General features: G+C 60.2%; 25 protein-coding genes. 11 read left to right on the forward strand and 14 right to left on the reverse strand.

Annotated features, from left to right (window positions below; genetic code table 11):
* Positions 1-14 precede the first annotated feature (14 nt).
* Genes V6F91_RS03050 through dapA form a run of 3 tightly spaced genes read right to left on the reverse strand, consistent with a single transcriptional unit; the run spans position 15 to position 2,794 of the window.
* Positions 15-776: an MBL fold metallo-hydrolase gene (locus V6F91_RS03050; protein ID WP_332762247.1), complete on the reverse strand. Its 762-nt coding sequence runs from the start codon at positions 774-776 to the stop codon at positions 15-17.
* Between the two features lie 6 nt (positions 777-782).
* Positions 783-1,898 (reverse strand): outer membrane protein assembly factor BamC, encoded by a 1,116-nt coding sequence (gene bamC / locus V6F91_RS03055; RefSeq protein WP_090282211.1) that lies wholly within the window; start codon positions 1,896-1,898, stop codon positions 783-785.
* A 17-nt stretch (positions 1,899-1,915) separates the two neighbouring features.
* Positions 1,916-2,794, reverse strand: coding sequence for a 4-hydroxy-tetrahydrodipicolinate synthase (dapA, locus tag V6F91_RS03060; RefSeq protein WP_332762249.1), 879 nt, complete (start codon positions 2,792-2,794; stop codon positions 1,916-1,918).
* 328 nt (positions 2,795-3,122) lie between these two features.
* Here dapA and V6F91_RS03065 point away from each other — a divergent pair, with 328 nt between their 5' ends.
* Both V6F91_RS03065 and V6F91_RS03070 read left to right on the forward strand, forming a co-directional pair.
* Complete coding sequence (locus tag V6F91_RS03065; RefSeq protein ID WP_090282208.1) at positions 3,123-3,683, forward strand: glycine cleavage system protein R; 561 nt, start codon at positions 3,123-3,125, stop codon at positions 3,681-3,683.
* A 10-nt stretch (positions 3,684-3,693) separates the two neighbouring features.
* The gene (locus V6F91_RS03070) at positions 3,694-4,167 is read left to right on the forward strand and encodes a peroxiredoxin (RefSeq protein WP_332762251.1); all 474 of its coding nucleotides are present in this window, start codon (positions 3,694-3,696) and stop codon (positions 4,165-4,167) included.
* Positions 4,168-4,307: 140 nt separating this feature from the next.
* Here the strand turns inward: V6F91_RS03070 and V6F91_RS03075 are convergent, their stop codons facing one another.
* Together V6F91_RS03075 and V6F91_RS03080 are read right to left on the reverse strand one after the other, a co-directional pair.
* Complete coding sequence (locus V6F91_RS03075; RefSeq protein ID WP_090282206.1) at positions 4,308-5,378, reverse strand: AI-2E family transporter; 1,071 nt, start codon at positions 5,376-5,378, stop codon at positions 4,308-4,310.
* Between the two features lie 31 nt (positions 5,379-5,409).
* Positions 5,410-5,649: a sulfurtransferase TusA family protein gene (locus V6F91_RS03080; RefSeq protein WP_203421100.1), complete on the reverse strand. Its 240-nt coding sequence runs from the start codon at positions 5,647-5,649 to the stop codon at positions 5,410-5,412.
* 97 nt (positions 5,650-5,746) lie between these two features.
* Here V6F91_RS03080 and V6F91_RS03085 point away from each other — a divergent pair, with 97 nt between their 5' ends.
* Positions 5,747-7,180 (forward strand): M48 family metalloprotease, encoded by a 1,434-nt coding sequence (locus V6F91_RS03085; RefSeq protein ID WP_093103796.1) that lies wholly within the window; start codon positions 5,747-5,749, stop codon positions 7,178-7,180.
* A gap of 81 nt (positions 7,181-7,261) precedes the next feature.
* On the opposite strand, the gene V6F91_RS03090 is transcribed toward V6F91_RS03085, so the two are convergent.
* From V6F91_RS03090 to rpoE, 4 genes are all read right to left on the reverse strand, one after another.
* Positions 7,262-8,692 (reverse strand): DegQ family serine endoprotease, encoded by a 1,431-nt coding sequence (locus V6F91_RS03090; protein ID WP_332762255.1) that lies wholly within the window; start codon positions 8,690-8,692, stop codon positions 7,262-7,264.
* A gap of 207 nt (positions 8,693-8,899) precedes the next feature.
* Positions 8,900-9,865: a MucB/RseB C-terminal domain-containing protein gene (locus V6F91_RS03095; RefSeq protein ID WP_332762257.1), complete on the reverse strand. Its 966-nt coding sequence runs from the start codon at positions 9,863-9,865 to the stop codon at positions 8,900-8,902.
* 8 nt (positions 9,866-9,873) lie between these two features.
* The gene (locus V6F91_RS03100) at positions 9,874-10,461 is read right to left on the reverse strand and encodes a sigma-E factor negative regulatory protein (RefSeq protein ID WP_090282201.1); all 588 of its coding nucleotides are present in this window, start codon (positions 10,459-10,461) and stop codon (positions 9,874-9,876) included.
* A 30-nt stretch (positions 10,462-10,491) separates the two neighbouring features.
* Positions 10,492-11,073 (reverse strand): RNA polymerase sigma factor RpoE, encoded by a 582-nt coding sequence (rpoE, locus tag V6F91_RS03105; protein WP_003172477.1) that lies wholly within the window; start codon positions 11,071-11,073, stop codon positions 10,492-10,494.
* 558 nt (positions 11,074-11,631) lie between these two features.
* Here rpoE and nadB point away from each other — a divergent pair.
* Positions 11,632-13,248, forward strand: a complete 1,617-nt coding sequence (gene nadB / locus V6F91_RS03110) for an L-aspartate oxidase (protein WP_332762261.1) — start codon at positions 11,632-11,634, stop codon at positions 13,246-13,248.
* Here nadB and V6F91_RS03115 read toward each other — a convergent pair.
* Both V6F91_RS03115 and V6F91_RS03120 read right to left on the reverse strand, forming a co-directional pair.
* Positions 13,217-13,669, reverse strand: a complete 453-nt coding sequence (locus V6F91_RS03115; RefSeq protein ID WP_332762263.1) for a protein YgfX — start codon at positions 13,667-13,669, stop codon at positions 13,217-13,219. The two genes, nadB and V6F91_RS03115, sit on opposite strands and share 32 nt — an antisense overlap.
* Complete coding sequence (locus tag V6F91_RS03120; RefSeq protein WP_332762265.1) at positions 13,653-13,907, reverse strand: succinate dehydrogenase assembly factor 2; 255 nt, start codon at positions 13,905-13,907, stop codon at positions 13,653-13,655. Before V6F91_RS03120 ends, V6F91_RS03115 begins: the two co-directional genes overlap by 17 nt.
* A gap of 150 nt (positions 13,908-14,057) precedes the next feature.
* On the opposite strand from V6F91_RS03120, the gene V6F91_RS03125 reads away from it, so the two are divergent.
* Positions 14,058-15,002 (forward strand): folate-binding protein YgfZ, encoded by a 945-nt coding sequence (locus V6F91_RS03125; protein WP_332762267.1) that lies wholly within the window; start codon positions 14,058-14,060, stop codon positions 15,000-15,002.
* Between the two features lie 34 nt (positions 15,003-15,036).
* The gene (locus tag V6F91_RS03130; protein WP_332762269.1) at positions 15,037-15,858 is read left to right on the forward strand and encodes an HDOD domain-containing protein; all 822 of its coding nucleotides are present in this window, start codon (positions 15,037-15,039) and stop codon (positions 15,856-15,858) included.
* Positions 15,859-15,962: 104 nt separating this feature from the next.
* On the opposite strand, the gene V6F91_RS03135 is transcribed toward V6F91_RS03130, so the two are convergent.
* Together V6F91_RS03135 and V6F91_RS03140 are read right to left on the reverse strand one after the other, a co-directional pair.
* On the reverse strand, positions 15,963-17,348 hold the full coding sequence (locus V6F91_RS03135) for a sensor histidine kinase (RefSeq protein ID WP_332762271.1): 1,386 nt from the start codon (positions 17,346-17,348) through the stop codon (positions 15,963-15,965).
* Positions 17,341-18,012 (reverse strand): response regulator, encoded by a 672-nt coding sequence (locus tag V6F91_RS03140; protein ID WP_090282195.1) that lies wholly within the window; start codon positions 18,010-18,012, stop codon positions 17,341-17,343. The genes V6F91_RS03135 and V6F91_RS03140 overlap by 8 nt, the downstream gene beginning before the upstream one ends.
* Positions 18,013-18,447: 435 nt before the next feature.
* Here V6F91_RS03140 and V6F91_RS03145 point away from each other — a divergent pair, with 435 nt between their 5' ends.
* The 4 genes from V6F91_RS03145 to V6F91_RS03160 are packed head-to-tail and all read left to right on the forward strand — an operon-like array spanning position 18,448 to position 22,482.
* Positions 18,448-19,425, forward strand: coding sequence for a tripartite tricarboxylate transporter substrate binding protein (locus V6F91_RS03145; RefSeq protein ID WP_332762275.1), 978 nt, complete (start codon positions 18,448-18,450; stop codon positions 19,423-19,425).
* A 55-nt stretch (positions 19,426-19,480) separates the two neighbouring features.
* Positions 19,481-19,939, forward strand: coding sequence for a tripartite tricarboxylate transporter TctB family protein (locus V6F91_RS03150; protein ID WP_332762277.1), 459 nt, complete (start codon positions 19,481-19,483; stop codon positions 19,937-19,939).
* A gap of 1 nt (position 19,940) precedes the next feature.
* Entirely contained in the window at positions 19,941-21,455 is a 1,515-nt protein-coding gene (locus tag V6F91_RS03155) for a tripartite tricarboxylate transporter permease (protein ID WP_332762279.1), read from the forward strand.
* Positions 21,448-22,482 carry an AbrB family transcriptional regulator gene (locus V6F91_RS03160; protein WP_332762280.1) on the forward strand — a complete coding sequence of 345 codons (1,035 nt, stop codon included), beginning with the start codon at positions 21,448-21,450 and terminating at the stop codon, positions 22,480-22,482. Before V6F91_RS03155 ends, V6F91_RS03160 begins: the two co-directional genes overlap by 8 nt.
* A gap of 90 nt (positions 22,483-22,572) precedes the next feature.
* Here V6F91_RS03160 and ung read toward each other — a convergent pair whose 3' ends face one another.
* Positions 22,573-23,265, reverse strand: a complete 693-nt coding sequence (ung, locus tag V6F91_RS03165; RefSeq protein ID WP_332762282.1) for a uracil-DNA glycosylase — start codon at positions 23,263-23,265, stop codon at positions 22,573-22,575.
* A gap of 132 nt (positions 23,266-23,397) precedes the next feature.
* On the opposite strand from ung, the gene V6F91_RS03170 reads away from it, so the two are divergent.
* Positions 23,398-24,510: an enoyl-CoA hydratase/isomerase family protein gene (locus tag V6F91_RS03170; RefSeq protein WP_332762284.1), complete on the forward strand. Its 1,113-nt coding sequence runs from the start codon at positions 23,398-23,400 to the stop codon at positions 24,508-24,510.
* The last annotated feature ends 30 nt before the right edge of the window (positions 24,511-24,540 follow it).

A 24,540-nucleotide genomic window follows, 5' to 3' on the forward strand; every position in this document is an offset into this window, starting at 1 on the left:
GCTAAGTAGGTGGGCTAGGCGATGTGGCGCCAGTCGAGCCCTGAATCTTGATCGGCCAGTTGCAGCCAGTCCGGGTCGCACCCGAGGGTGTCGACAAAACATTGCCGGGCCAGCTGCGGCAGGTTGTTCTTGCTGCTCAGATGGGCCAGGACCAGGTGTTGCAAGCCCTGCCAGCCCAACTCGGCCACCAGGAATGCCGCCTGATGGTTGTTCAAATGTCCCAGCTCGCCGCCCACCCGCTGCTTGAGAAAGTACGGGTAATGACCGCGCGCCAGCATGTCGCGGCAATGATTGGACTCGATCATCAATGCATCGAGATCGCGGTAACTGTCCAGCACCCGCTCGCAGTACGATCCCAGGTCGGTGAGCAGGCCGAAGCGGCGCTGTTCCTGATCGCTGAAGACATACTGGGTCGGTTCCTGCGCATCATGGGCCACGGCAATGACCCCGACGTTCAGCGCTCCGATCTGCAGCTGCTCACCACCGGCCAGAAAACCCGTCGGTTCAAGCGGTTTGCGCATCCCGCGCAGTGTGCCGCGACTGAGGTAGACCGGCAGATTGTAGCGCCGAGACAGCAAACCCACGCCATGCACGTGGTCGGCATGTTCGTGGGTCACGAGTATCGCGCTCAGCTGCGCCGGGTGAACGCCCAGGCGCAACAGGCGTTTTTCGGTTTCCCGCAGGGAAAAACCACAATCCACCAGCACGTACGTATCAGCACTGGCGATCAGCGTGCCGTTCCCTTGGCTACCGCTGCCGAGAACGGCAAAACGCATGGTCGATCAGCCCAGATTGTCCTGAATCACGCTCAGCACTTTACGCGCCACATCAGCTGGCGCGACGGTGTTGATGTTTTTCTCGACGGTCACCTGAATGTTCTCGCCGACCTTGCTCAGGCGTACCTGATAACGCTCGGCGCGGGCTTCAACTTCTTCCTTGCTCGGCGCGCTGCCGAACAGGCTGCTGAAGAAGCCTGGCTTGTCGTCTTTCTTCTCGGCTTTTTCGGCCAGGTTGATGTAGTACAGACCCAGGCTGCGGTTGATGTCTTCAACGCGCCATTCACCCTGTTCCAGTGCACGGCCAACGCTCGACCAGGCACGGTCCAGATCGGTGCCGACGTTCAATACCGGGTTGCCGCTGCCGTCTTCGCTGAGGCTGACACGGCTTGGCGCGTCGAAATCACGCGAAGCCAGCATCGACACCGAACCGCCCTTCTCGGACGTACGGCTCATGCTCGCGAGCATGTCGTCGACCAGCGCAGCGTCCAGGCCAGTGTTGACCGAACGGTTGGTGAAAGCTACATCAGCGGTGCTGCCGGCAGGACGCTCGGCGCTGACCACGTAGATCTCACTGGTGTTGCGCTGCACGCCCGGCTCGATGCGTACACGCACGCGGGTTTCGCTGTCGCTGGCGATGCCGGCCGCGCTCAAGCGCTTGGCCATTGATGCCGACAGCTCATCAGAGTGCTGCCAGGTAGTGGTGAACTCGCCGGTCTGCGGACGCTGTTCATCCAGACGGAAACCGTTGTCCTGGAAGAACTGCAGCGCCACTGGCCAGACTTCGGCCGGTGGATGCTGGGCCACGACCCAACGCGAGTCGCCGCTCTTTTGCAGCGAGTAATCGCTGGCATCGGCCACGGCAGACAACGGCTGCGGGCGCGGCACGATGTATTCGCCCTTGGCCGTGTCATCGGCGACGTTGCGTGGGATCGGCAACAGCGGATCGAGACGCTTGGAAGTGTTTACATCCGGTGGCAATTGCATCGGTGCAGTCTGTTGCGCTTGCAGGTAATCGCTACCACGGTCGCGGAAATAACCTTCCGGCCCCCAGACCCATCCACAGCCGCTGGTGCTGGAGATAATCAAGGCAAGTGCGGAAAGTCCGGCCATTCGCTTCATGCGTTGTACTTCCTCAATTAAACCAGGACGCTGCACTGGCGCAGGGCCGTGCGAAGCGTTTCGTGACAAGGTGTGCTCAGCCAGGTCAGTGGCAGGCGGATGCCTTCGTGCATCAGGCCCATTTCGACCAGAGCCCACTTCACCGGAATCGGGTTGGCTTCGATGAACAGGTCTTTGTGCAGCGGCATCAGTTTTTCGTTGATTGCGCGTGCGGTGTCGGCATCGCCCTTGAGCGCGGCCTCGCACAGATCGGCCATTTCACGCGGCGCGACGTTGGCGGTCACCGAGATGTTGCCTTTGCCGCCCAGCAGGATCAGTTCGACCGCGGTCGGATCATCGCCGGACAACACGATGAAATCGTTGCTCACGCCATCGATGATCGCTTTGGCACGCTTAAGGTCGCCGGTCGCTTCCTTGATGCCGATGATGTTCGGCACGGTGGACAGGCGAATCACGGTCTCGGCCTGCATGTCGCAGGAGGTGCGGCCGGGAACGTTGTAGAGAATCTGTGGAATGTCGACCGCTTCAGCGATGTGCTTGAAGTGCTGGTACAGACCTTCCTGGGTCGGCTTGTTGTAATAAGGAACCACCAGCAGGCAGGCGTCGGCACCGGCAGCCTTGGCATTGCGGGTCAATTCGACGGCTTCGCGGGTCGAGTTGGCGCCAGTCCCGGCGATGACCGGAATGCGCCCGGCGACCTGTTTGACCACGGCTTTGATCACGGCGATGTGTTCGTCTACATCAAGGGTTGCCGACTCGCCGGTAGTACCGACCGCGACAATGGCATGGGTGCCGTTCTTGAGGTGGAAGTCCACGAGTTTGCTGAGGCTGTCCCAGTCAAGACGCCCTTGTGCATCCATGGGAGTGACCAGTGCCACCATACTGCCCGCAATCATGAAACCGCTCCTGCCGGAAAAAGAGAGCGGTAATGGTACTGGCGCCAAGATGCTTGCACAAGCGAAGTACTGCGCTGCGGCCATTCCCCTTGGCGCCGCTTTTCGCTACCCTTCAGACTTTGATCGGTACTGATCAGCTTGTACGCCGGGTTTCTGCCTCCCGTTTCGGCCTTCCAGACCCTGTTCCTGCATCGCCTCGACGTGCTCGCACGCCAATGGAGCGAACCGTGGGCGCTGACCGGGTCGCGCTGAACGGACCGCCACAACAGGCACCTTCCGGCATCCAATGCCTCAACCTACCGACCGCTCATCGCTTTAGGAATGCTGCATGTCCACCCCCACAGTTCGCGAACAATTCCTTGTCATCAGCGCTCTCGGCGCCAACCCGATGGAGCTGACCAACGTGCTGTGCCGCGCCAGCCATGAGAATCGCTGCGCCGTGGTGACTTCACGCCTGACTCGCCACGGTGAGTGCAGTGCGCTGGTTCTCGAGATTTCCGGGAGCTGGGACGCCCTCGCCCGCCTCGAAGGCAGCCTGCCCGGCCTCGCCAAGAAACACGCTTTCACGGTCAATGTGGTGCGCAGTGCACCGCTGGAAAACCGCCCGCAGGCATTGCCCTATGTGGCTTACGTCAGCTCGGCGTATCGCCCGGACATCATCAATGAGCTGTGCCAGTTTTTCATGGACCACAATGTCGAGCTGGAAAACCTGACCTGCGATACCTATCAGGCGCCACAAACCGGCGGCACCATGCTCAACGCCACATTTACCGTGACGCTGCCGGCCGGCACCCAGATCAGCTGGCTGCGTGATCAGTTCCTCGATTTCTCCGATGCGATGAATCTGGATGCATTGATCGAGCCCTGGCGCCCACAAAACCCAATGTAAGGAAGCTCTAATGGCCGTTGTCATCGACCAACCGGTTGCCGATTTCGAAGCCCCTGCCACCAGCGGGCAAACCGTTAGCCTGGCGGCGCTCAAGGGCAAGCAAGTGGTGATCTACTTCTACCCGAAGGACAGCACCCCGGGCTGCACCACCGAAGGTCAGGGTTTTCGCGATCAATACGCGGCGTTCAAGGCTGCCAACACAGAGATCTTCGGCATTTCCCGCGACAGCCTGAAGTCCCACGAGAACTTCAAGTGCAAGCAGGAGTTTCCGTTCGAGCTGATCAGCGACAAGGACGAAGCCGTCTGCCAGTTGTTCGACGTGATCAAGTTGAAGAAGCTGTATGGCAAGGAATACCTGGGCGTTGATCGCAGCACCTTTCTGATCGACAAGGATGGCGTACTGCGTCAGGAATGGCGCGGTGTGAAGGTGCCGGGGCATGTTGATGCGGTTTTGGCTGCTGCGCAGGCGTTGAATAAAGCCTGAGGTTGTTGCGTCTACCTCAATGACGCCTTCGCGAGCAAGCTCGCTCCCACATCGGACTGGCGAACGCCACAGATCCAATGTGGGAGCGAGCTTGATCGCGAATGGGCCAGAAGCCCTACCCGGTAATTCTGCATCAACCGCTAAAGCAGCGGCGCCACCACCGGTTCCTTGCGCGGCCATGCATCGAGCACAGCCTTGAACAGCGTCGCCAGCGGAATCGCAAAAAACACCCCCCAGAATCCCCACAGCCCACCAAACAGCAGCACTGCGCAAATGATCGCCACCGGATGGAGGTTGACCGCTTCGGAAAACAGCAGCGGCACCAGCACGTTGCCGTCCAGCGTCTGGATGATTCCGTAGACCGCCATCAGATAGATGAACTGATCGCTCCAGCCCCACTGAAACAGCGCGATCAATAACACCGGCACGGTCACCACCACGGCACCCACATACGGCACCACCACCGACAGGCCCACCAGCAGCGCCAGCAGCGCCGCGTAGTTCAGGCCGAGCGCGATAAAAGCGATGTAGGTCACGCCACCGCAAATGACGATTTCGATGCCTTTACCGCGGATGTAATTGGCGATCTGCCGGTTCATTTCCTGCGCAACGCGGGTAATCAACGCACGCTCACGGGGCAGATACCCACGCACCCACTCACCGATCATCGCCCGGTCTTTAAGGAAGAAAAACACCAGGATCGGCACCAGCACCAGGTAAATCATGATGTTCACCAGCAGCGGCAGACTCGACAACGAGAAAGTCAGCGCCCACTGGCCGAACTTGCCGATCTCGCCGCGCGCCGCCTCGATTGCCTGCAGCACCTGTTCATCGGATACCAGGTGCGGATAGCGCTCCGGCAGCAACAACAGCAACGATTGCCATTTGGCGAGCATTCCCGGCAGCTCATTGAACAGGGTGATCAATTGATGCCAGAGCAACGGCAGCACGACGACGATGAACAGCATCAGCGCGCCCATGAACAGCGCAAATACCAACCCCACCGCGACACCGCCCGGCACGCGCATACGCTCAAGCGTGACCACCAGCCCCTGCATCAGATAAGCCAGCACCATACCTGCCAACACCGGCGCAAGCATGCCGCCGAGGGTGAGCACCGCCGTGAAGGCGAGAAACAGCAGCACTGCCAGCACCACCGCTTCCTCATCGGAAAAATAGCGCTGAATCCAGTCGCGCAACACTTTGAACATCAATAATCCCCAAGTTTTTACGCTGTCAGTTTCAGGCTTTTTTCAACCAGTAACGGAAGACGCCAGCTTCGTCCTCTTCACGCAGTAGCGCATGACCGGCGAGTTTGGCAAAGGTGCGAAAGTCGCGTTGCGAGCCCGCATCCGTCGCAATCACCTTGAGTACTTCGCCGCTGGCCATTTTGTTCAGCGCCATTTTTGCCTTGAGCAACGGCAACGGACAGTTCAGGCCAGTGGCGTCCAGTTCTACGTCAGGGGCTACAGCGTCACTCATTGCGTCACTCCGGTTCAGGTCTTGAGCTGCCTAGAATATCTGGTCGCAGCGTTGGTGTCCGGCTACAGTAAGGTCTTTGTCTTCTAAGGCTTTGTGCATGACTTTTCTGCGCCCTACCCTGCTGACGCTCGCTTGCCTGCTCGCCTCACCAGGCTTTGCCGACGATCTGCCGTCACTCGGCGACGCCAGTTCTGCCATTGTCTCGCCACAACAGGAATACCAGCTCGGCCGCGCCTGGCTGGCAATGTTGCGCAGCCAGGTGTCACAACTCAACGACCCGCAATTGAAAGACTACGTTGAATCCAGCGTGTACAAACTGGTGGAAACCAGCCAGGTCACTGACCGGCGCCTTGAATTCATCCTGATCAACAGCCCGCAACTCAACGCCTTCGCGGCGCCTGGCGGCGTGGTCGGGGTCAACGGCGGTCTGTTTCTCAATGCGCAGACCGAAGGCGAATATGCCTCGGTACTCGCACACGAACTGGCCCACTTGTCGCAACGCCACTTCGCCCGCGGCGTCGAGGCTTCGCAGCGCATGCAGGTGCCGATGATGGCTGCTCTGCTGGCCGGGATCGTCATCGCTGCAGCTGGGGGAGGTGATGCCGGGATTGCGGCGATTGCCGGTAGCCAGGCGGCGGCGATTCAGGCGCAACGGACCTTCTCCAGGCAGAACGAACAGGAAGCCGACCGCATCGGCATCCTCAACCTGGAAAAGGCCGGCTACGACCCGCGCTCGATGCCGACCATGTTCGAACGCCTGATGCGCCAGTATCGCTTCGATGCCAAGCCGCCGGAATTCCTGCTCACGCACCCGGTGACCGAATCGCGTATCGCTGACACCCGCAACCGCGCCGAACAGGCCAAACCGGGTGGTATCGAAGACTCCAAACGCTATCAACTGATCCGCGCGCGGGTGCAATTGATCTATGAAGAAACACCGGGGCTGGGCGCCAAGCGTTTCCGCGCGCTGCTGGACGAGAATCCGAAAAACGATGTGGCTCGCTACGGTCTGGCCATCGCGCAGATCAAGGGTGGGCAACTGAACGAAGCGCGCGAGAATCTCAAACAACTGCTGGCAACATCGCCGAACGAGATCATCTACAACCTCGCGCAGGTCGACCTGGATATCACCAACAACCGCTTGCCCGATGCACAGTCCCGGGTGGACCGCATGCTGACGCAGTATCCGGGCAACTATCCGCTCAATCAGGTACGCGTTGATCTGCTGCTCAAGCAGAACCGCGCCCCGGACGCCGAGAAAGCCCTGGAAGCGTTGCTCAAGTCGCGCCCGGACGATCCGGACGTCTGGTATCAAGTGGCGGAAACGCGCGGCTTGTCGGGCAACATCATCGGCCTGCACCAGGCTCGGGCGGAATATTTCGCACTGGTCGGCGACTACCGTCAGGCGATTCAGCAACTGGACTTTGCCAAGCGCAAGGCCGGCAGCAACTTCCCACTGTCATCACGCATCGACGCCCGCCAGCGTGAGCTGATGGAGCAGGAACGCATGATCAAGGACATGATGGGCTGAGTCCCGTCTGCTGAGAAAAACGCTTCAGGCATAAAAAAACCGCCTCTTTCGAGGCGGTTTTCTTTTTACTTTCCCGGCGGATTACTCAGCCAGTTTGAAGGTAATGAAGCTTGCACGGCCCTGACGCAAAACGCGCATCGACACCGAGCGGTTCTTCGGCAGCGCTTTGGCGATGTCGGTGAACTCCTTGGCCGAACCGATGGCCTGGTTGTTCAGGTGGGTGATCACGTCGCCTGGCTGCAGGCCGATCAGGGCTGCAGGACCATCCTGCACTTCCTTGATCACCACGCCACCTTTGAGGTCGTAGGCTTTCTTCTGCTCCGCGGTCAGCTCGCCAACTGCGACACCGAGGCGGTTGCTGCTGCTTTCAACGCCGGATTTCGCCAGCGTATCCAGGTCCTTGTCTTCGTCCGGGATCGCGCCGACCGTCAACTCGACGTTCTTGCGCTTGCCTTCGCGGATCACCTCCAGATTGGCTTTGGCACCAGCCTTCAGCGCGCCGACCAGATGCGGCAAATCAGCGGACATGACGATCGGCTGGCCGTTCATGCTCAGAATCACGTCGCCTACTTGCAGGCCGCCCTTGGCTGCCGGGCCGTCGTCCTGAATCTGTGCAACCAGCGCACCGGCCGGTTTATCCAGGCCGAACGATTCGGCCAGATCCTTGTTCACTTCCTGGATGACTACGCCCAGCCAGCCACGGCTGACTTTGCCACCGCTTTTGAGCTGGTTGGATACGTCCATGGCCACGTCGATCGGGATGGCGAACGACACGCCCATGAAACCGCCCGAGCGGGTGTAGATCTGCGAGTTGATGCCGACCACTTCACCATTCAGGTTGAACAGCGGGCCACCGGAGTTGCCCGGGTTGATCGGCACGTCGGTCTGGATGAACGGCACGTAGTTTTCGTTCGGCAGACTGCGGCCAACGGCGCTGACGATGCCTTGGGTCACTGTATGGTCAAAGCCGAATGGAGAACCAATGGCGACCACCCACTGGCCAGCTTTCAGATCCTGGGACTTGCCGAGCTTGAGGACCGGCAGATCCTTGCCTTCGATTTTCAGCAGGGCCACGTCGGAGCGTGGGTCGGTGCCGATCAGCTTGGCTTTCATCTCACTGCGGTCAGCCAGGCGAACAAGGATTTCGTCGGCATCGGCAATCACATGATTGTTGGTCAGGATGTAGCCGTCCGGAGAAATGATGAAGCCGGAACCCAACGATTGCGCCTCACGCTGACGACCATCACGCGGGGATCGTTGCTGCGGTGGCATGCCACGCTCGAAAAACTCGCGCAGCATCGGCGGCAGGCCCTCAAGATCAGGCATCTGCTGGTTCACTCGGCGATCCGGCAGTTTCTGCGTGGTACTGATGTTCACCACGGCTGGCGAAGCTTGTTCGACCAATTGGGTGAAGTCGGGCAGATCGGCCGCCTGCGCAGCAGGAACTGCCTGACCGAGCACCAGCACAGTGGCAAAGATGGAAAGATAAGACTTCAAGCTAAGTATCGACATACAGCTCCCGTTACGACGAGCAGGGTTAAGCGATATGGAGCAAGGAACACCGGAAACCACAGACCGGCATTTTTGTTCCGGCAACAACAAACAAGGCCAGAGCCGTGAGGCTCTGACCTATAAAAAATTTCCGGGGTATTTGCAAATGAAAATGCTCAGCAAACATTTCCACGCCTCGTTGATGAAACGCGAACAGCTGAAATCAGCTCACTGTTTGCTGGTTGCGGCGCCATCGGTATTTCGCATCGACAGAGCAATTCGTTCGGCAGTGCCGATCGGGATCTCGCCGACCACGGTCACCATCATTTCGCCCGAAGGCGTGGTCAAGCGGCGGGAAACAGCAACGGTCGGGCCGAGTTGAGTGCGGGTATCGGTCACTGTCGCGCCGTTCAATGGCTCGAGAAAAACCGAGAAACGCGCAAGCCCATCGTCGTACAGCAGGCTGTTGACCTGCGTCTTGGTCTCGGCGTCTTTGTGCGATGCACTGCTGGTCAGCTCGAAGCCCGGCGGCAGCCAGTCCGAATGCCAGGTTTGCGCCGTTTTGACGGCCGATGCCTTATCGCTGTCGAGCTTGACTGGCTTGCAATCGGCATTGGCCTGCAAATCACCGTCCGACGGCACTTCATCAGTATCAAGACTGGTGAACTGGAATCGCTCGAGCAATTGCGCCTTGTCGTTCAACAGCAACGATTTGAGCGGCAGACCGGTTTTTTTGTCCAGGTGCAATTCGAATCCGTAGCGATGCTGATCACGCGGCGTCAACGCCACGATCACTGCATCTCGACCGGCCACGCGCGACTTGCCAATGACGGCAAGGTCATACCAGTTTTTCAGCTTTTTGGGATCAAGAGGACGAGCCGCAGCATTTGGCGAGTCTCCCAGTCCGGCAATCAGGGTGCCGCTGACGCATTGAGTATGCCCATCAATGCGCACGACTTCCTGTGCCGAACCGTCGAGCTGAAGCAACCGCTCGCGGACCTGGCCGTTCTGGACGCGATGCCAGATGTTGTGGGTAGAAAAACTACCGTTACGCTCGTAAACGAAAGTACCGTGAAAGCTTTGCTGCTGCTCGGCCTGGCCCAGCCGGGTCAACCAATCCTGGGCCTCATCAGCGTGGGCTGGAACAACGAACCAGCCACTGAGCAGAAGCGAAAGTAGAGGTATGGCGCGCATGATCCTCCTTAACGGTTTTCCAGGCTTGCGGCACGTGCATAAGGCAGCGCGCTTTCAGTGCCTTTCAGAGCAGCCTGTTGTGCATGCTGACGCAGGTAGCCCGGCAGACGCTGATCATGCCAGCCTGGCTGACCTTGCAGTACGCCGTTGGCCATAGGACCAGTGGCTTCAGAACTCTCACTGTAGCCTGCCAGAACAGCCGGGCCCTTGACTTGCGGGGTGGCCAGCGTTGGCTGATTGGACTGCTGAGCCAATTCAACGCCAGCGATCTCGTCCTGGTTGTACAGGCGAACACCCGCCAGCACAGCAACCGTCACCGAGGCTGCAACCGCCAGACGACCGAGGCTGCGCCATGGGCTGCGAGATACTTTGGCCGGGGCCGTTTCGTCTTCCAGCGCAGCAGACACTGCCGCAGCGATATCCAGACGCGGAAGCAGCAGATCCTTGTGCATGGCTGCCCGAGCGATCTGGTAACGAGCCCAGGTCTCACGGGTTTCAACATCATCCAGTGCATTGAGCACTCGACGCAATTCCAGTTCGTCCGCTTCGTTATCCATCACTGCGGACAGCGATTCCTGCAGGGCTTCACGACTCATGGCGTTCCTCTCTTGGCTGTCGCCGCTGTCTCAGTTTTCCTGCAACAACGGTTGCAGGGCTTTGTCGATGGCCTCCCGAGCGCGGAAAATCCGGGAGCGCACGGTACCCACCGGACACTGCATGACGCTCGCAATGTCCTCGTAACTCAGACCGTCGAATTCGCGCAAAGTTAAAGCCGTACGCAAATCTTCTGGTAGTTGCTGGATGGTTCGATGGACGGTGCCTTCGATCTCATCCCGCAGCAAAGCTCGTTCTGGTGATTCGAGATCCTTGAGGCCGTGATCGCCATCGTAGAACTCTGCATCCTCGGAACTTACATCGCTGTCCGGCGGCCGGCGGCCGCGTGAAACCAGGTAATTCTTTGCCGTGTTAATGGCAATACGGTACAGCCACGTATAAAACGCACTGTCGCCGCGAAAGTTTCCAAGCGCTCGATACGCCTTGATAAAGGCTTCCTGAGCCACGTCCTGGGCTTCATGGGTGTCGTGCACAAATCGCACGATCAACCCGAGAATCTTGTGCTGATACTTCAGCACCAACAGATCGAAAGCTCGCTTGTCACCGCGTTGAACGCGCTCGACCAGCTGCTGATCCTCTTCCTGGGTTAGCATGAACACTCCTCGATAAGCCCGAAGGAGGCTTGCATAACTAAACGACCAGACTTGCAAACATAGACTCGGGCTTTTCGCAAAAGTTCTCCCCCTCCAAGCAAGTTTCCTGCGTGCTCTGATTTGACACGCACGAAAAACGCAGCGCGGGATGAACCGGCTGCGCGAATAATCTTGTCATCGGTTTCGCGGACCGCAATCCAACCGCAGATTGCACACTGAAGCCGACACTGTCCCTTATCTCTGGCACTGACTATTGATCTTGGGCCTTTGGCAAAAGTTCCAATTATTTATAGCCATGGCCGATCGACATTGGTCGAACCTGCTTAGAAAAACCGTGTTTCAGCGCCGATACAGTCGCCTTCCCCCACCAAGGGTGAAAAAAACTTCCGACGAAGCGCGCAGTTTTTGTCGCCACAGTAGTTTCACAATGCCATACCGGCCCGGCTATTGTGCCGTCCCACCCCTCTATATACTAGTGGGCTGTGTGGCTGTCTTGACTCGCCGATCCAGCTGTCTTGCGCCAACCCCGATCCGGTTCGCTTTGAGCGGAATCCTGAAATGAGCCAACAGTTCCAACACGATGTTCTGGTCATTGGCAGCGGTGCTGCCGGTTTGAGTCTCGCACTGACCTTACCCGATCATTTGCGCATTGCCGTGCTGAGCAAAGGCGATCTGGCCAACGGCTCGACGTTCTGGGCTCAGGGCGGCGTCGCCGCGGTGCTCGATGACACCGACACGGTCGAATCCCATGTTGACGACACCCTCAACGCGGGTGGCGGCCTTTGCCATGAGGATGCCGTGCGCTTCACGGTCGAGCACAGTCGCGAAGCCATCCAGTGGCTGATCGATCAAGGTGTGCCGTTCACTCGCGATGATCAATCCGGAACCGAAGACGGCGGATTTGAATTCCATCTGACCCGTGAAGGCGGCCACAGCCACCGGCGCATCATCCACGCCGCCGACGCCACAGGCGCGGCGATTTTCAAGACCTTGCTGGCCCAGGCCAGACAGCGTCCGAACATCGATTTGCAGGAACAGCGCGTCGCTGTCGATCTGATCACCGAGCGCCGATTGGGCATGCCCGGCGAGCGCTGCCTCGGCGCCTATGTGCTCAATCGCAAAACCGGCGAAGTCGACACTTACGGCGCACGATTCGTGATTCTGGCTACCGGTGGCGCAGCCAAGGTTTATCTCTATACCAGCAATCCCGACGGCGCTTGCGGCGATGGCATCGCCATGGCCTGGCGTTCGGGGTGCCGCGTGGCAAACCTTGAGTTCAACCAATTTCACCCGACTTGCCTGTATCACCCGCAGGCCAAAAGTTTCCTCATCACCGAGGCCCTGCGTGGTGAAGGCGCGCATTTGAAGCTGCCCAATGGCGAACGTTTCATGCAGCGCTTCGACCCGCGCGCCGAACTGGCGCCACGGGATATCGTCGCCCGTGCCATCGACCATGAAATGAAGCGCCTGGGTGTCGATTGCGTTTATCTCGATATCAGCCACAAACCCGAAGCGTTCGTAAAAAGTCATTTCCCGACTGTTTATGAGCGCTGCCTCGGCTTCGGCATCGACATCACCAAACAGCCAATCCCGGTGGTCCCTGCCGCGCACTACACCTGCGGCGGCGTGATGGTCGATCAGAACGGCCGCACCGATGTGCCGGGACTGTATGCCATCGGCGAAACCAGCTTCACCGGGCTGCATGGCGCCAACCGCATGGCCAGCAACTCGCTGCTCGAATGTTTCGTCTATGCGCGCTCGGCGGCGGCAGACATTCTCGCGCAACTGGACGACGTTACCGCACCCAGCGCCCTGCCCGCCTGGGACGCCAGCCAGGTCACCGACTCCGACGAAGACGTGATCATTGCGCACAACTGGGATGAATTACGCCGGTTCATGTGGGACTACGTCGGCATCGTTCGCACCAACAAGCGTCTGCAGCGGGCGCAGCACCGCGTGCGGCTCTTGCTTGACGAGATTGACGAGTTCTACAGCAACTACAAAGTCAGCCGTGACCTGATCGAGCTACGCAATCTGGCGCAAGTCGCCGAACTGATGATCAGCTCGGCGATGGAACGCAAGGAAAGTCGCGGTCTGCATTACACCCTCGATTACCCGCAGATGCTGCCCGAAGCGCTCGACACTATTCTGGTGCCGCCCACCTACGCCGGCTGAACTTGAGCCGTACGCGCAGGCGCCGATGCACATCGGCCGTCTGCGCGTCCCGTGGCACGCAGATCGACCTGACCTGCCATTCGCCGCGCAAGCGAAACCTCAGCACCACAATCAGCGGCAGCGCCAGACTGTCGCGGCACAATTGCGCTGCTTGCCAGCCATCAGCCTGATTGAAGACCTGCCAGCCGTCGGCATCGCGGCGCAGCCCACAAAATGCCTCTGGATGGCTGAGCAGAATCTGCCGTGGCAGTACCCAAACACCATGCAGCACGCAGCCGAAAGCCCCGAGCAGACTGGCCCAAACTGGAATGGATAATAAAAACAACGCACCCAGGGCGAACGCCTGGGCCAACAGATACGCCGCCAGCAATTGCCGTGAGGCATGCCAGCGGCATTCGAACGTATTACTTGGGCTGGACACGATCCAGGATCATCCGGACCATGCGCTGCAGCTCTGGATCTTCCGACTCGCTGCGTTCCATGAACCAGCCGAACATGTCCTGATCCTCACACGTCAACAGACGGACGTACAAATCGCGGTCCACCTTATTCAGCGTCGCGTAAACCTCCTGCACGAACGGCACCAGCAACACGTCAAGCTCAAGCATGCCGCGACGGCTGTGCCAAAAGAGGCGATTCAGTTCAACTTGTTCGACCATGGAGCCCTCCTCGAATTTGGCGGCAAGTATACAGACCCCGGACGGGTCGCACAGTCGGCTTTGGTCGGGCACCACCGATCCTTTATCAACTACCCATTTCACCAACGCGCCCTTATGATGTGCCTCAGTCTATTTACCCTGCGATGACCCATGGCCGATTCTGCTTTTTTCTGCACCCTGTCTCATGAAGGCGTTCTCGCGGTTCGCGGCGCGGATGCCGGAAAATTCCTGCAAGGCCAGTTGACCTGCAATATCAATTACCTGAGCGACAACCGCGCCAGCCTCGGTGCCCGGTGCACGCAGAAAGGCCGGATGCAGTCGAGTTTCCGCATTCTGCTCGAAGGCGACGGCGTGCTGATGGCGATGGCCAGCGAACTGCTGGATCCGCAACTGGCGGACCTGAAAAAATACGCGGTGTTCTCCAAATCCAGATTGACCGATGAAAGCGCCGCCTGGGTGCGTTTCGGCGTTGAACAGGGTGATGCCGCGCTGGACAACCTCGGTCTGGAGTTGCCGGAAGAAACCGACAGTGTCGTGCGTCACGGAGCACTGATCGCAATCCGCGTGTCGCCGCAGCGTACCGAACTTTGGGTGCCGGTCGAGCAGGCCGCCGCAATCAAGGCCAAACTGGCCATAATGTTGCCCGAGGCCGAGCTGAATCAGTGGTTGCTGGGGCAGATCCGCGCTGGTATCGGTCAGGTCATGCCGACCACCCGCGAGCTGTTCATTCCGCAGATGCTCAATCTGCAAGCCGTCGGCGGCGTGAGTTTCAAGAAGGGTTGCTACACCGGCCAGGAAATCGTCGCGCGCATGCAGTACCTGGGCAAACTCAAGCGTCGCCTGTATCGCCTGAGCCTCGCTGGCACATCCCTACCGGAGCCCGGCACGCCGTTGTTCGCACCCAGCCATAACAGCTCGATTGGCGAGGTGGTGCTGGCCGCCGTCGGCGCGGGCCAGAACATTGAACTCCTGGCGGTATTGCAGGCCGAAGCTGCCGAAGCTGGTGATCTGCATCTGGGCACTCTCGAAGGCCCGACGCTGCATGTGCTCGACCTGCCTTACAAACTGGATCGCGACCGCGAAATCCAGCGCTGATTGCAGCATTTGTCGCAACACCTAGAGAGTTTAAATGAGCGAACTGGCGGAAAAAGTCCAAACGGATTTGGTTACAGCCATCGACAACGATGACCTGGTTCTGCCCACGCTACCCGAAGTGGCTCTGCAGATTCGCAAGGCCGCCGAAGACCCGGAAATCAACGTCAGCGATCTGAGCAAAATGATCGGCCGCGACACGGCGCTGTCGGCGCGCCTGATCAAAGTGGTCAACAGCCCCCTGCTGCGCGCCGCCCAGGAAGTCACTGACCTGCACACTGCTATCACCCGCCTCGGGATCAACTACAGCAGCAACCTGGCCATCGGCCTGGTGATGGAGCAGATCTTTCATGCCCGCTCCGAGGTGGTCGAACAGAAAATGCGCGAAGTCTGGCGCAAGAGTCTGGAGATTGCCGGGGTCAGCTACGCCCTTTGCCGCCGTTACACCATGCTCAAGCCGGATCAGGCCGCGCTGGGCGGGCTGGTGCACCAGATCGGCGTGCTGCCGATTCTGACCTACGCCGAGGATCACTACGAATTACTCTCGGACCCGGTCAGCCTCAATCATGTAATCGACCGCATCCATCCATTGCTCGGCGACAAGCTGTTGCGGGTCTGGGAGTTTCCCGAGCGGTTGGTGGCGCTGCCGGGGCTTTATCAGGATTTCAAACGTGATTCAGCTCAGATCGATTATGTGGATGTGGTGCAGGTGGCGAGTCTGTATTGCCACAAGGACACCGAGCATCCTTTCGGGCGGATCGATCCGATGACCGTTCCGGCGTTCAGGAAGCTTGGAATCGACCCTGAGAACAAAGCGTTGTGCGCGGATCTGGAAGAGTCCCGGACGATGTTTTACTGATCCGAGACCGAGGCGCGCCCTTCGCGAGCAAGCTCGCTCCCCCAGGGAATGCATTCCAAGTGGGAGCGAGCTTGCTCGCGAAGGGGCCAGCAAAACCACCACAATCACCCGGCAATAAAACTCACCCGCACCTTCAACCCCGCCTGCTCACCATCGTGCAGGCTGATCTGCGCCAGATGCGCGCGGCAGATCTCGCCGACAATCGCCAGCCCCAGCCCGGAACCTGCCACTTGCTGATTGCGCCGGTAGAAGCGCTCGAACACCCGATCACGCTCCTCCAGCGGAATGCCCGGCCCGTCATCTTCTACCTCAAGCACCGCCGGCGCGGCGACCCGCAGGATCACGTTGCCGCCGGGCGGGGTATGCGCCAAAGCATTGTCGACCAGATTGCTCAGCAACTCGTTGAGCAACGTTGGCTCGCCGCGCAGCCACACCGGCTCATCCGCCTCCAGCGCCAATGCCACGCCGCGCTTGTGCGCCAACGGCGCCATAGCCATGCCCAGTTCCCGGGCCAGCTGACTCAGATCGAGCAATTGCGCGCCGCCCTCGGCAATCGCCCGGGCGCCGTTTTCGACGCGCGCCAGTGATAGCAGTTGATTGGCCAGATGGGTCAGGCGATCGGTGCCTTGCGCGGAGGACTCCAGCGTATCGCGCCAGGTCTGCGGCTCGGTCGAGCGCAGTCCCAGTTCGAGCCGCGCCTTCAGCGCCGCCAATGGCGTACGCAGTTCGTGGGCGGCATCGGCGATGAACTGTGCCTGGCGCTCGAACTGCGCGCGCAGGCGCTCGGTAAAGTGGTTGAGGCCACGCACCAGGGGGCCCAGTTCATCCTGAACCTCCACCAGCGGCAGCGGGCGCAGATCGTCGGGCTGACGTTCTTCGACTGCCGTGCGCAGGCGTTCCAGCGGGCGCAGAGCTGCGCTGACCGCGAACCAGACCATCAGCAGCGCACCGATCGCCAGCATGCCCAGACGCAGCAAGGTATCAGCAGCCAGACTGCGCGCCATGCTGACTCGGGCCTCGTCGGTTTCGGCGACGCGGATTTCCGCCATGCCGTTCATGTTCGGCTCGGACACGGCCTTGAGCAGACTGACCACGCGCACGTTCTGGCCGTTGTAAGTGGCGTTGTAGAAACGCGCCAATGCCGGATAGCTGTCGGTGCGTGGCGTGTCGGGCGGTGGGCCGGGCAGATTTTCGTAGCCGGAAATCAGCTTCTGGTGGATATCGTTGACCTGGTAATAAATCCGCCCGGCGCTGTCGTAGGCGAAAGTATCGAGGGCCACGTAAGGGACATCGGCACTCAGGCTGCCATCGCGCTGCGACAGGCCGGCGGCAATGGTCCGCGCCGAAGCCAGCAGCGTTCGGTCGTAAGCGGTGTCGGCGGCTTCGCGGCCATTCCAGTAGGCGCTCAGGCCGCTGGCGAGCATCAACACCACCAGCAACACCGCGAGGTTCCACAACAACCGCCAGCGCAGGCTGCTGGGCTTATGCATCGCGGCTTTCCAACAGATAGCCGAGGCCGCGGAAGGTCACGATCGCCACTGGCTGGCCGTCGAGTTTCTTGCGCAGGCGATGCACGTAGATTTCGATGGCGTCGGGGCTGGCTTCTTCGTCGAGGCCGAACACCTGCGCCGCCAACTGCTCCTTGCTCATCACCCGGCCAGGACGGGCAATCAGCGCTTCGAGAACGGCTTGTTCGCGTGAGGTCAGGGTCAGCAGTTCTTCGCCAAGAGTGAAACGCCGGGTGTCGAGATCGTAGGCCAACACGCCGCAACGCTGTTGGCGCTCGCCACCGAGCACACTGCGGCGCAACAGGGCTTTGACCCGTGCCTCAAGTTCGGTCAGTTCGAATGGCTTGGCGAGGTAATCGTCGGCCCCCAGATTGAGGCCATGCACGCGGTCCTTCACATCGCTGCGCGCAGTCAGCATCAGCACCGGCACGTTTTTGCCACGGGCGCGCAACCGCGCCAACACCTCGAAACCGTCCATGCGCGGCAGGCCGACATCGAGGATCGCCACGGCATATTCCTCGCTGCCAAGTGCCAGGTCGGCGGCCACGCCATCGTGCAACACATCCACGGTCAGACCAGTGCTCTTGAGCGCCTGGGCGACGCTTTCAGCCAGTTGCAGATGGTCTTCGACGAGCAGAACACGCATGGATTTTTACCTCGTTCAGGGATGGCCGGCGCCACGCTTTGCCGCGGAGTTTACAGCCGCTACCGCCGCTGTGAAGCCCGAAAACCGTGAAAGCGAGCTGAAAGGTTAGCGAAAGGTTAGCGGATTACAGTCGGCTTCACGGACAGTTGCGACTGTCGTCGCTGAAGCCACACAGCGTCCGAAAAACGCCACGAAGCGTTTTCGACCCATAAGAACAATAATGGAGTACCCCAGCATGCTATCCATGCGCACCAAGGCTCTAACGCCTGCTCACCCCTCCTGCTGCCAGCATTCCCTTGCCGGTTTTTCACCGCAGGACTCCGTTGTTTCTCTGTTTAAGCTCACGCCGCGAGAAAACCGCGCCTGCCGCTAAGCTCTAGCGTTGCCCTTTGGTCATTCAGTCCACCCATAACAACAACTCCTCTGGAGACTCAAATGAACGTATCCCTGCGTAAAGTCGCTTTAGCCGCTGGCGCGATGTTGATTGCCGGCCAGCTCATGGCCGAGCCGAAACGCCCGGAATGCATCGCCCCGGCCTCGCCGGGCGGCGGTTTCGACCTGACCTGCAAACTGGCGCAGAGCGCGCTGGTCAATCAGAAACTGCTGAGCAAACCGATGCGCGTGACCTACATGCCCGGCGGCGTCGGCGCAGTGGCGTACAACGCGGTGGTGGCTCAGCGTCCGGCCGATGCCGGCACGCTGGTTGCCTGGTCGAGCGGTTCGCTGTTGAATCTGGCCCAAGGCAAATTCGGCCGTTTCGATGAAACCAACGTGCGCTGGCTGGCAGCAGTCGGCACCAGTTACGGTGCCATCGCCGTGAAAAGCGATTCGCCTTACAAGACCCTTGACGATCTCGTTCAGGCCTTGAAGAAAGATCCGGGCTCGGTGGTCATCGGTTCCGGCGGCACGGTCGGCAGCCAGGACTGGATGCAAACCGCATTGATCGCCAAGGCCGCCGGGATCAATCCGCGTGACCTGCGTTACGTCGCCCTCGAAGGCGGCGGCGAAATCGCCACCGCACTGCTCGGTGGCCACATCCAGGTCGGCAGTACCGACATCTCCGACTCCATGCCGCACATCCAGAGTGGCGACATGCGTCTGCTCGCGGTATTCGCTGAAAAGCGTCTGGACGAGCCGGAAATGAAGGACATCCCGACCGCTCGCGAACAAGGCTACGACATCGTCTGGCCGGTGGTGCGCGGTTTCTACCTCGGGCCAAAAGTCAGCGACGAAGACTACGCCTGGTGGAAAGACGCGTTTGACAAACTGCTGGCCTCCGAGGAGTTCGCCAAGCTGCGCGATCAGCGTGAACTGTTCCCGTTCGCCATGACCGGCCCGGAGCTGGACACCTACGTGAAGAAGCAGGTCGCGGACTACAAAGTGCTGGCCAAAGAGTTCGGCCTGATCCAGTGATCGTCTCTGTCTAGTGGCGGCGTCTCCTTCGCGGGGACGTCGCACAGGAGCTCCCATGCTTATTCAACGTATTTTCGCCACGGTGTTGCTGCTGGCTTGCGCCGGCCTGGCATTGATGGCGTGGCCGTACCAAGCGGCTTTTTCCTACGAACCGGTCGGCCCGCGCGCCTTTCCGCTGCTGATGCTCGGCCTGATGGGCCTGGCGCTGCTGTACATGGTGTTCCGTCCGGCGCCGATCAAGCACAACCCGGATGAGCCGCCGCTGGACCGTGAAAGCCTGACCAAGATCGGCCTTTGCGTGGTGCTGTTGCTGGTATTCGCCGGCACCTTCGAGCCCCTTGGTTTCATCATCGCCAGCATTCTCACCGGCGTACCGATGGCCCGTCTCTATGGGGGCCGCTGGCTGCCGAGCGTGGTGATCATCAGCCTGATGGCGATCGGTCTTTATCTGCTGTTCGACCGTTTGATGGACGTTCCGCTGCCCCTCGGCCTGCTCAGCGTTCTGGAGAACTGAAATGGATACTCTTGGCTATTTGGGTCAGGGCTTCGGCGTCGCGCTGAGCCCCTACAACCTGGTGACCGCACTGTGCGGCACGCTGATCGGCACCGTCGTCGGCCTGTTGCCGGGCCTGGGCCCGATCAATGGCGTGGCGTTGCTGATTCCGATCGCATTCGCCCTCGGCCTGCCGCCGGAGTCGGCGCTGATTCTGCTCGCGGCGGTGTACCTGGGCTGCGAATACGGCGGCCGGATCAGTTCGATTCTGCTGAACATTCCTGGCGAAGCCTCCACCGTGATGACCACCCTCGACGGCTACCCGATGGCTCGCAAAGGCCTGGCCGGTGTCGCGCTGTCGCTGTCGGCGTGGAGCTCGTTCATCGGCGCGTTCATCGCCACCTGCGGCATGGTGCTGTTCGCGCCGCTGCTGGCGAAATGGGCGATTGCCTTCGGCCCGGCGGAATATTTTGTACTGATGGTCTTCGCGATTGTCTGTCTTGGCGGTATGGCCGGAGATCGTCCGCTGAAAACCTTCATCGCCGCGCTGATCGGCCTGTTCCTGTCCACCGTCGGCATCGACGCCAACAGCGGCGTGTACCGCTTCACCGGCGACAACATTCACCTGACCGACGGCATTCAGTTCGTCGTGCTGGTGCTAGGTCTGTTCTCGATCAGCGAAATCCTCCTGCTGCTGGAAAAAACCCACCACGGCCAGGAAGCAGTAAAAGCTACCGGCCGCATGATGTTCAACTTCAAGGAAGCGGCGTCCGTATTCACGGTCAACCTGCGCTGCGGGGTGCTCGGCTTCATCATGGGCGTTTTGCCCGGTGCCGGCGCGACCCTCGCCAGTGCCGTGGCCTACATGACCGAGAAGCGCATCGCCGGCACCAGCGGCAAATTCGGTGAAGGCGACGCCCGTGGCCTCGCGGCACCGGAAACCGCCATCGGCGGCGCAGCATGCGGTGCACTGGTGCCGATGCTGACCCTCGGCGTTCCGGGTTCCGGCACCACTGCGGTGATGATCGGCGCGTTGTCCCTGTACAACATCACCCCGGGCCCGCTGCTGTTCCAACAGCAACCGGACATTGTCTGGGGCCTGATCGCGTCGTTGTTCATCGCCAACATCATGCTGGTGATCCTCAACATTCCGATGATCCGTGTCTTCACCCGCATTCTCGCCGTGCCGAACTGGGCCCTGGTGCCTGTCATCGCGATCATCACCGGGATCGGCGTCTATGCGGTGCACGCCACCACCTTCGACCTGTTCCTGATGATCGGGATCGGCATCTTCGGTTACATCCTGCGCAAGCTGGACTTCCCGTTGTCGCCGCTGCTGCTCGGTTTCATCCTCGGCGGTCTGATGGAGCAGAACCTGCGTCGCGCACTGTCGATTTCCAATGGTGCGCTGGAAATCCTCTGGTCGAGCCCGATCACCTTCGGCTGCTGGATCCTGACGGCAATCATGCTGCTGATGCCGCTGATCCGCATCTGGCGCAAACGTTCGGCGGCACGGCGCGTCATTGCCGATGTTTGATCGCTCTGCCCTGAAATCCTGGTGGGGAACCCCGCTGGTCGGTCTGCTTGGCGGTTACCTCGCCAGCCAGATCGGCTGGCCGTTGCCGTGGATGGTCGGCTCGTTACTGGCGATCATCCTCGTGCGCTGCCTGACCCCTTGGCAACTCACGGAAATCCCTGGCGGACGCAAGTGCGGCCAGTGGATCGTCGGCATCGGCATCGGCCTGCACTTCACCCCGCTGGTGATGGAGCAGGTGCTCAGCCACTTCGGTCTGATTTTCTTCGGTGCGCTGGTCACCAGCCTGTCGGCGGTGGTCGGCGTGTGGTTGATGCGCCGCACCGGCGAAGATCGCGCCACCGCATTTTTTTCCAGCATGCCCGGCGGCTCGGGCGAGATGGTCAACCTCGGCGCGCGCAACGGCGCTTTGCTCAGCCACGTCGCGGCGGGGCAAAGTTTGCGGGTGCTGGTGGTGGTGTTGTGTGTGCCGGCGGCGTTCAAATACCTGCTCGGTGACGGCACGCCGATTTCTCATACGGGCAGCGTCGATTGGCGCTGGCTGGCGATTCTGTTTCCGGCGGGCGCCCTGCTCGCCTGGCTCTGGCAACGTCTGCGTCAACCCAATCCGTGGCTGTTCGGGCCGTTGCTGGTGAGTGCGGCGGTGAGCATCGGTTGGGACCTGCACATCGGTTTGCCCAATGGCGGCAGTCAGATCGGCCAGTGGCTGATCGGCAGTGGTCTGGGTTGTCATTTCAACCGGGAATTCTTCCGCCGTGCGCCGTCATTCATGGGGCGGACATTGATCGGCACGGCGCTGACCATGTTGATCGCTTCGTTGGCAGCCTTGGGCTTGAGTGCGCTGACTCATCTGGATCTGCGTTCGCTGACCCTGGGCATGATGCCCGGCGGAATTGCCGAGATGAGCCTGACCGCAGAGACCCTGCAACTGTCGGTGCCATTGGTGACGGCGATGCAGGTGATGCGGCTGTTGTTCGTGCTGTTTCTGGCGGAGCCGTTGTTCAAGTACTGGAATCGTCAGCCCGAGTAGTCGGAAGTCCGCGGCGCCCTTTTCGCGAGCAGGCTCGCTCCCACAGGGGGAACGCATTCCAAAGTAGGAGTGAGCCTGCTCGCGAAGCTTTTAGATTGGTGGAAGGCGCCAGTCGATCGGCGTTTCGCCATTCTGTTCGAGAAACTTGTTGGTCCGGCTGAAGTGCCCACAGCCCAAAAAACCGCGATAAGCCGACAACGGCGACGGATGCACCGAGGTCAGCACCAGATGCTTGGTGGCGTCGATCAGCTTCTGCTTGCTTTGCGCATGGGCGCCCCAAAGCATGAACACCAGATGCGGCTGCCGCTCGCTGACCACTTCAATGATGCGGTCGGTGAAGTGTTGCCAGCCCTTGTCCTTGTGCGCATTGGCGTTGGCGCGCTCGACGGTCATGGTGGTGTTGAGCATCAACACGCCCTGATCGGCCCAGCTCTGTAAATAACCGTGGTTGGGAATGTCGATATTCAGGTCGCGCTTCAACTCTTTATAGATGTTGACCAGCGACGGTGGCGCCGGCACGCCCGGTTGCACCGAGAAGCACAAGCCGTGGGCCTGACCGGGGCCGTGATACGGGTCCTGGCCGAGGATCACCACTTTGACGTTATTCAGCGGCGTCGAATTCAGTGCGTTGAATATCATCGGCCCTGGCGGATAGATCTCCTTGCCGGCCGCGCGCTCCTGCTGCAGAAACTGGCGCAACTCTGCCATGTACGGCTGGTCGAACTCAGCACGCAGTGCCTCCTTCCAGCTCGGTTCGAGTTTGATACGGTCGTCAGCAGTCATGGTCATACCCGGCAAAAACAATGGGGCGAACCCTAGGAAAGCCGACCACGCTTGTCAATTGATCTGACGCAGATCCGGCACTTTCCCCCACAACGATCATACTGATCGTTCAATTTCCCGATCGAGGTCACGATGAATCTGCACTTCGAAGAACTCACCGGCACCGATGGCGCGCGTATCGGCATCGCCAGCCTGGATGCCGAAAAGTCGCTGAACGCACTGTCCCTGCCAATGATCAACGCCCTCGGCGACAAACTCAGCGACTGGGCCAGCGACCCGCAAATCGTCTGCGTGCTGTTGCGTGGCAACGGCGCCAAGGCATTCTGTGCCGGCGGCGAAGTGCGCAGTCTGGTCGAAGCCTGCCGCGCCCACCCCGGCGAAGTACCACCGCTGGCCGCGCAGTTTTTCAGTGCTGAATATCGTCTCGACTACCAACTGCACACCTACTCAAAACCACTGATCTGCTGGGGCCACGGTTACGTGCTTGGTGGCGGCATGGGCTTGTTGCAGGGTGCGAGCACGCGGATCGTCACGCCGAGCAGCCGTCTGGCGATGCCGGAAATCAGCATCGGCCTGTACCCGGATGTCGGCGCCAGTTGGTTTCTCGCCCGCTTGCCGGGCAAGCTCGGCTTGTTTCTCGGTTTGACCGGCGCGCACATCAATGGCCGTGATGCCCTCGATCTGGGCCTGGCCGACCGTTTTCTGCTCGACGAACAACAACCGCAACTGATCAAAGGCTTGTTGCAGCTCAACTGGCAGGAACAGACCTGCATGCAACTCAACAGCCTGCTCAAGGCCCTGCAACAGGAAGCACTGGCGCAGATGCCCGAAGCACAGTGGTTGCCGCGTCGGCAGCAAATCGACGAATTGCTTGATGTCAGCGATGTCGCCTGTGCCTGGACGGCCATCAGCCTGCAATGCGACAGCAGCGATCCGCTGATCGCCCGCGCAGCAAAAACCATGAGCGAAGGCTCGCCGCTGACTGCGCACCTGGTCTGGCAGCAGACCATCCGCGCGCGGCACATGTCACTGGCCGAAGTGTTCCAGATGGAATACACCCTGAGCCTCAACTGCTGCCGGCATCCTGAATTCAGTGAGGGCGTGCGTGCGCGGTTGATCGATAAGGATCAGAAGCCGCGTTGGCACTGGCCGGATATTCATCATGTGCCGGAAGCAGTGGTCGAGGCGCATTTTCACAAGGCTTGGGAGGGGCGGCATCCCTTGGCGGATCTGACTCAGTATTGAGATGGCTCGTGGCCCGCGATGGCAACGGGG

Origin of the sequence: Pseudomonas koreensis (assembly GCF_036668835.1) — a bacterium.
In the GTDB taxonomy this organism is placed as follows: domain Bacteria; phylum Pseudomonadota; class Gammaproteobacteria; order Pseudomonadales; family Pseudomonadaceae; genus Aquipseudomonas; species Aquipseudomonas koreensis_I.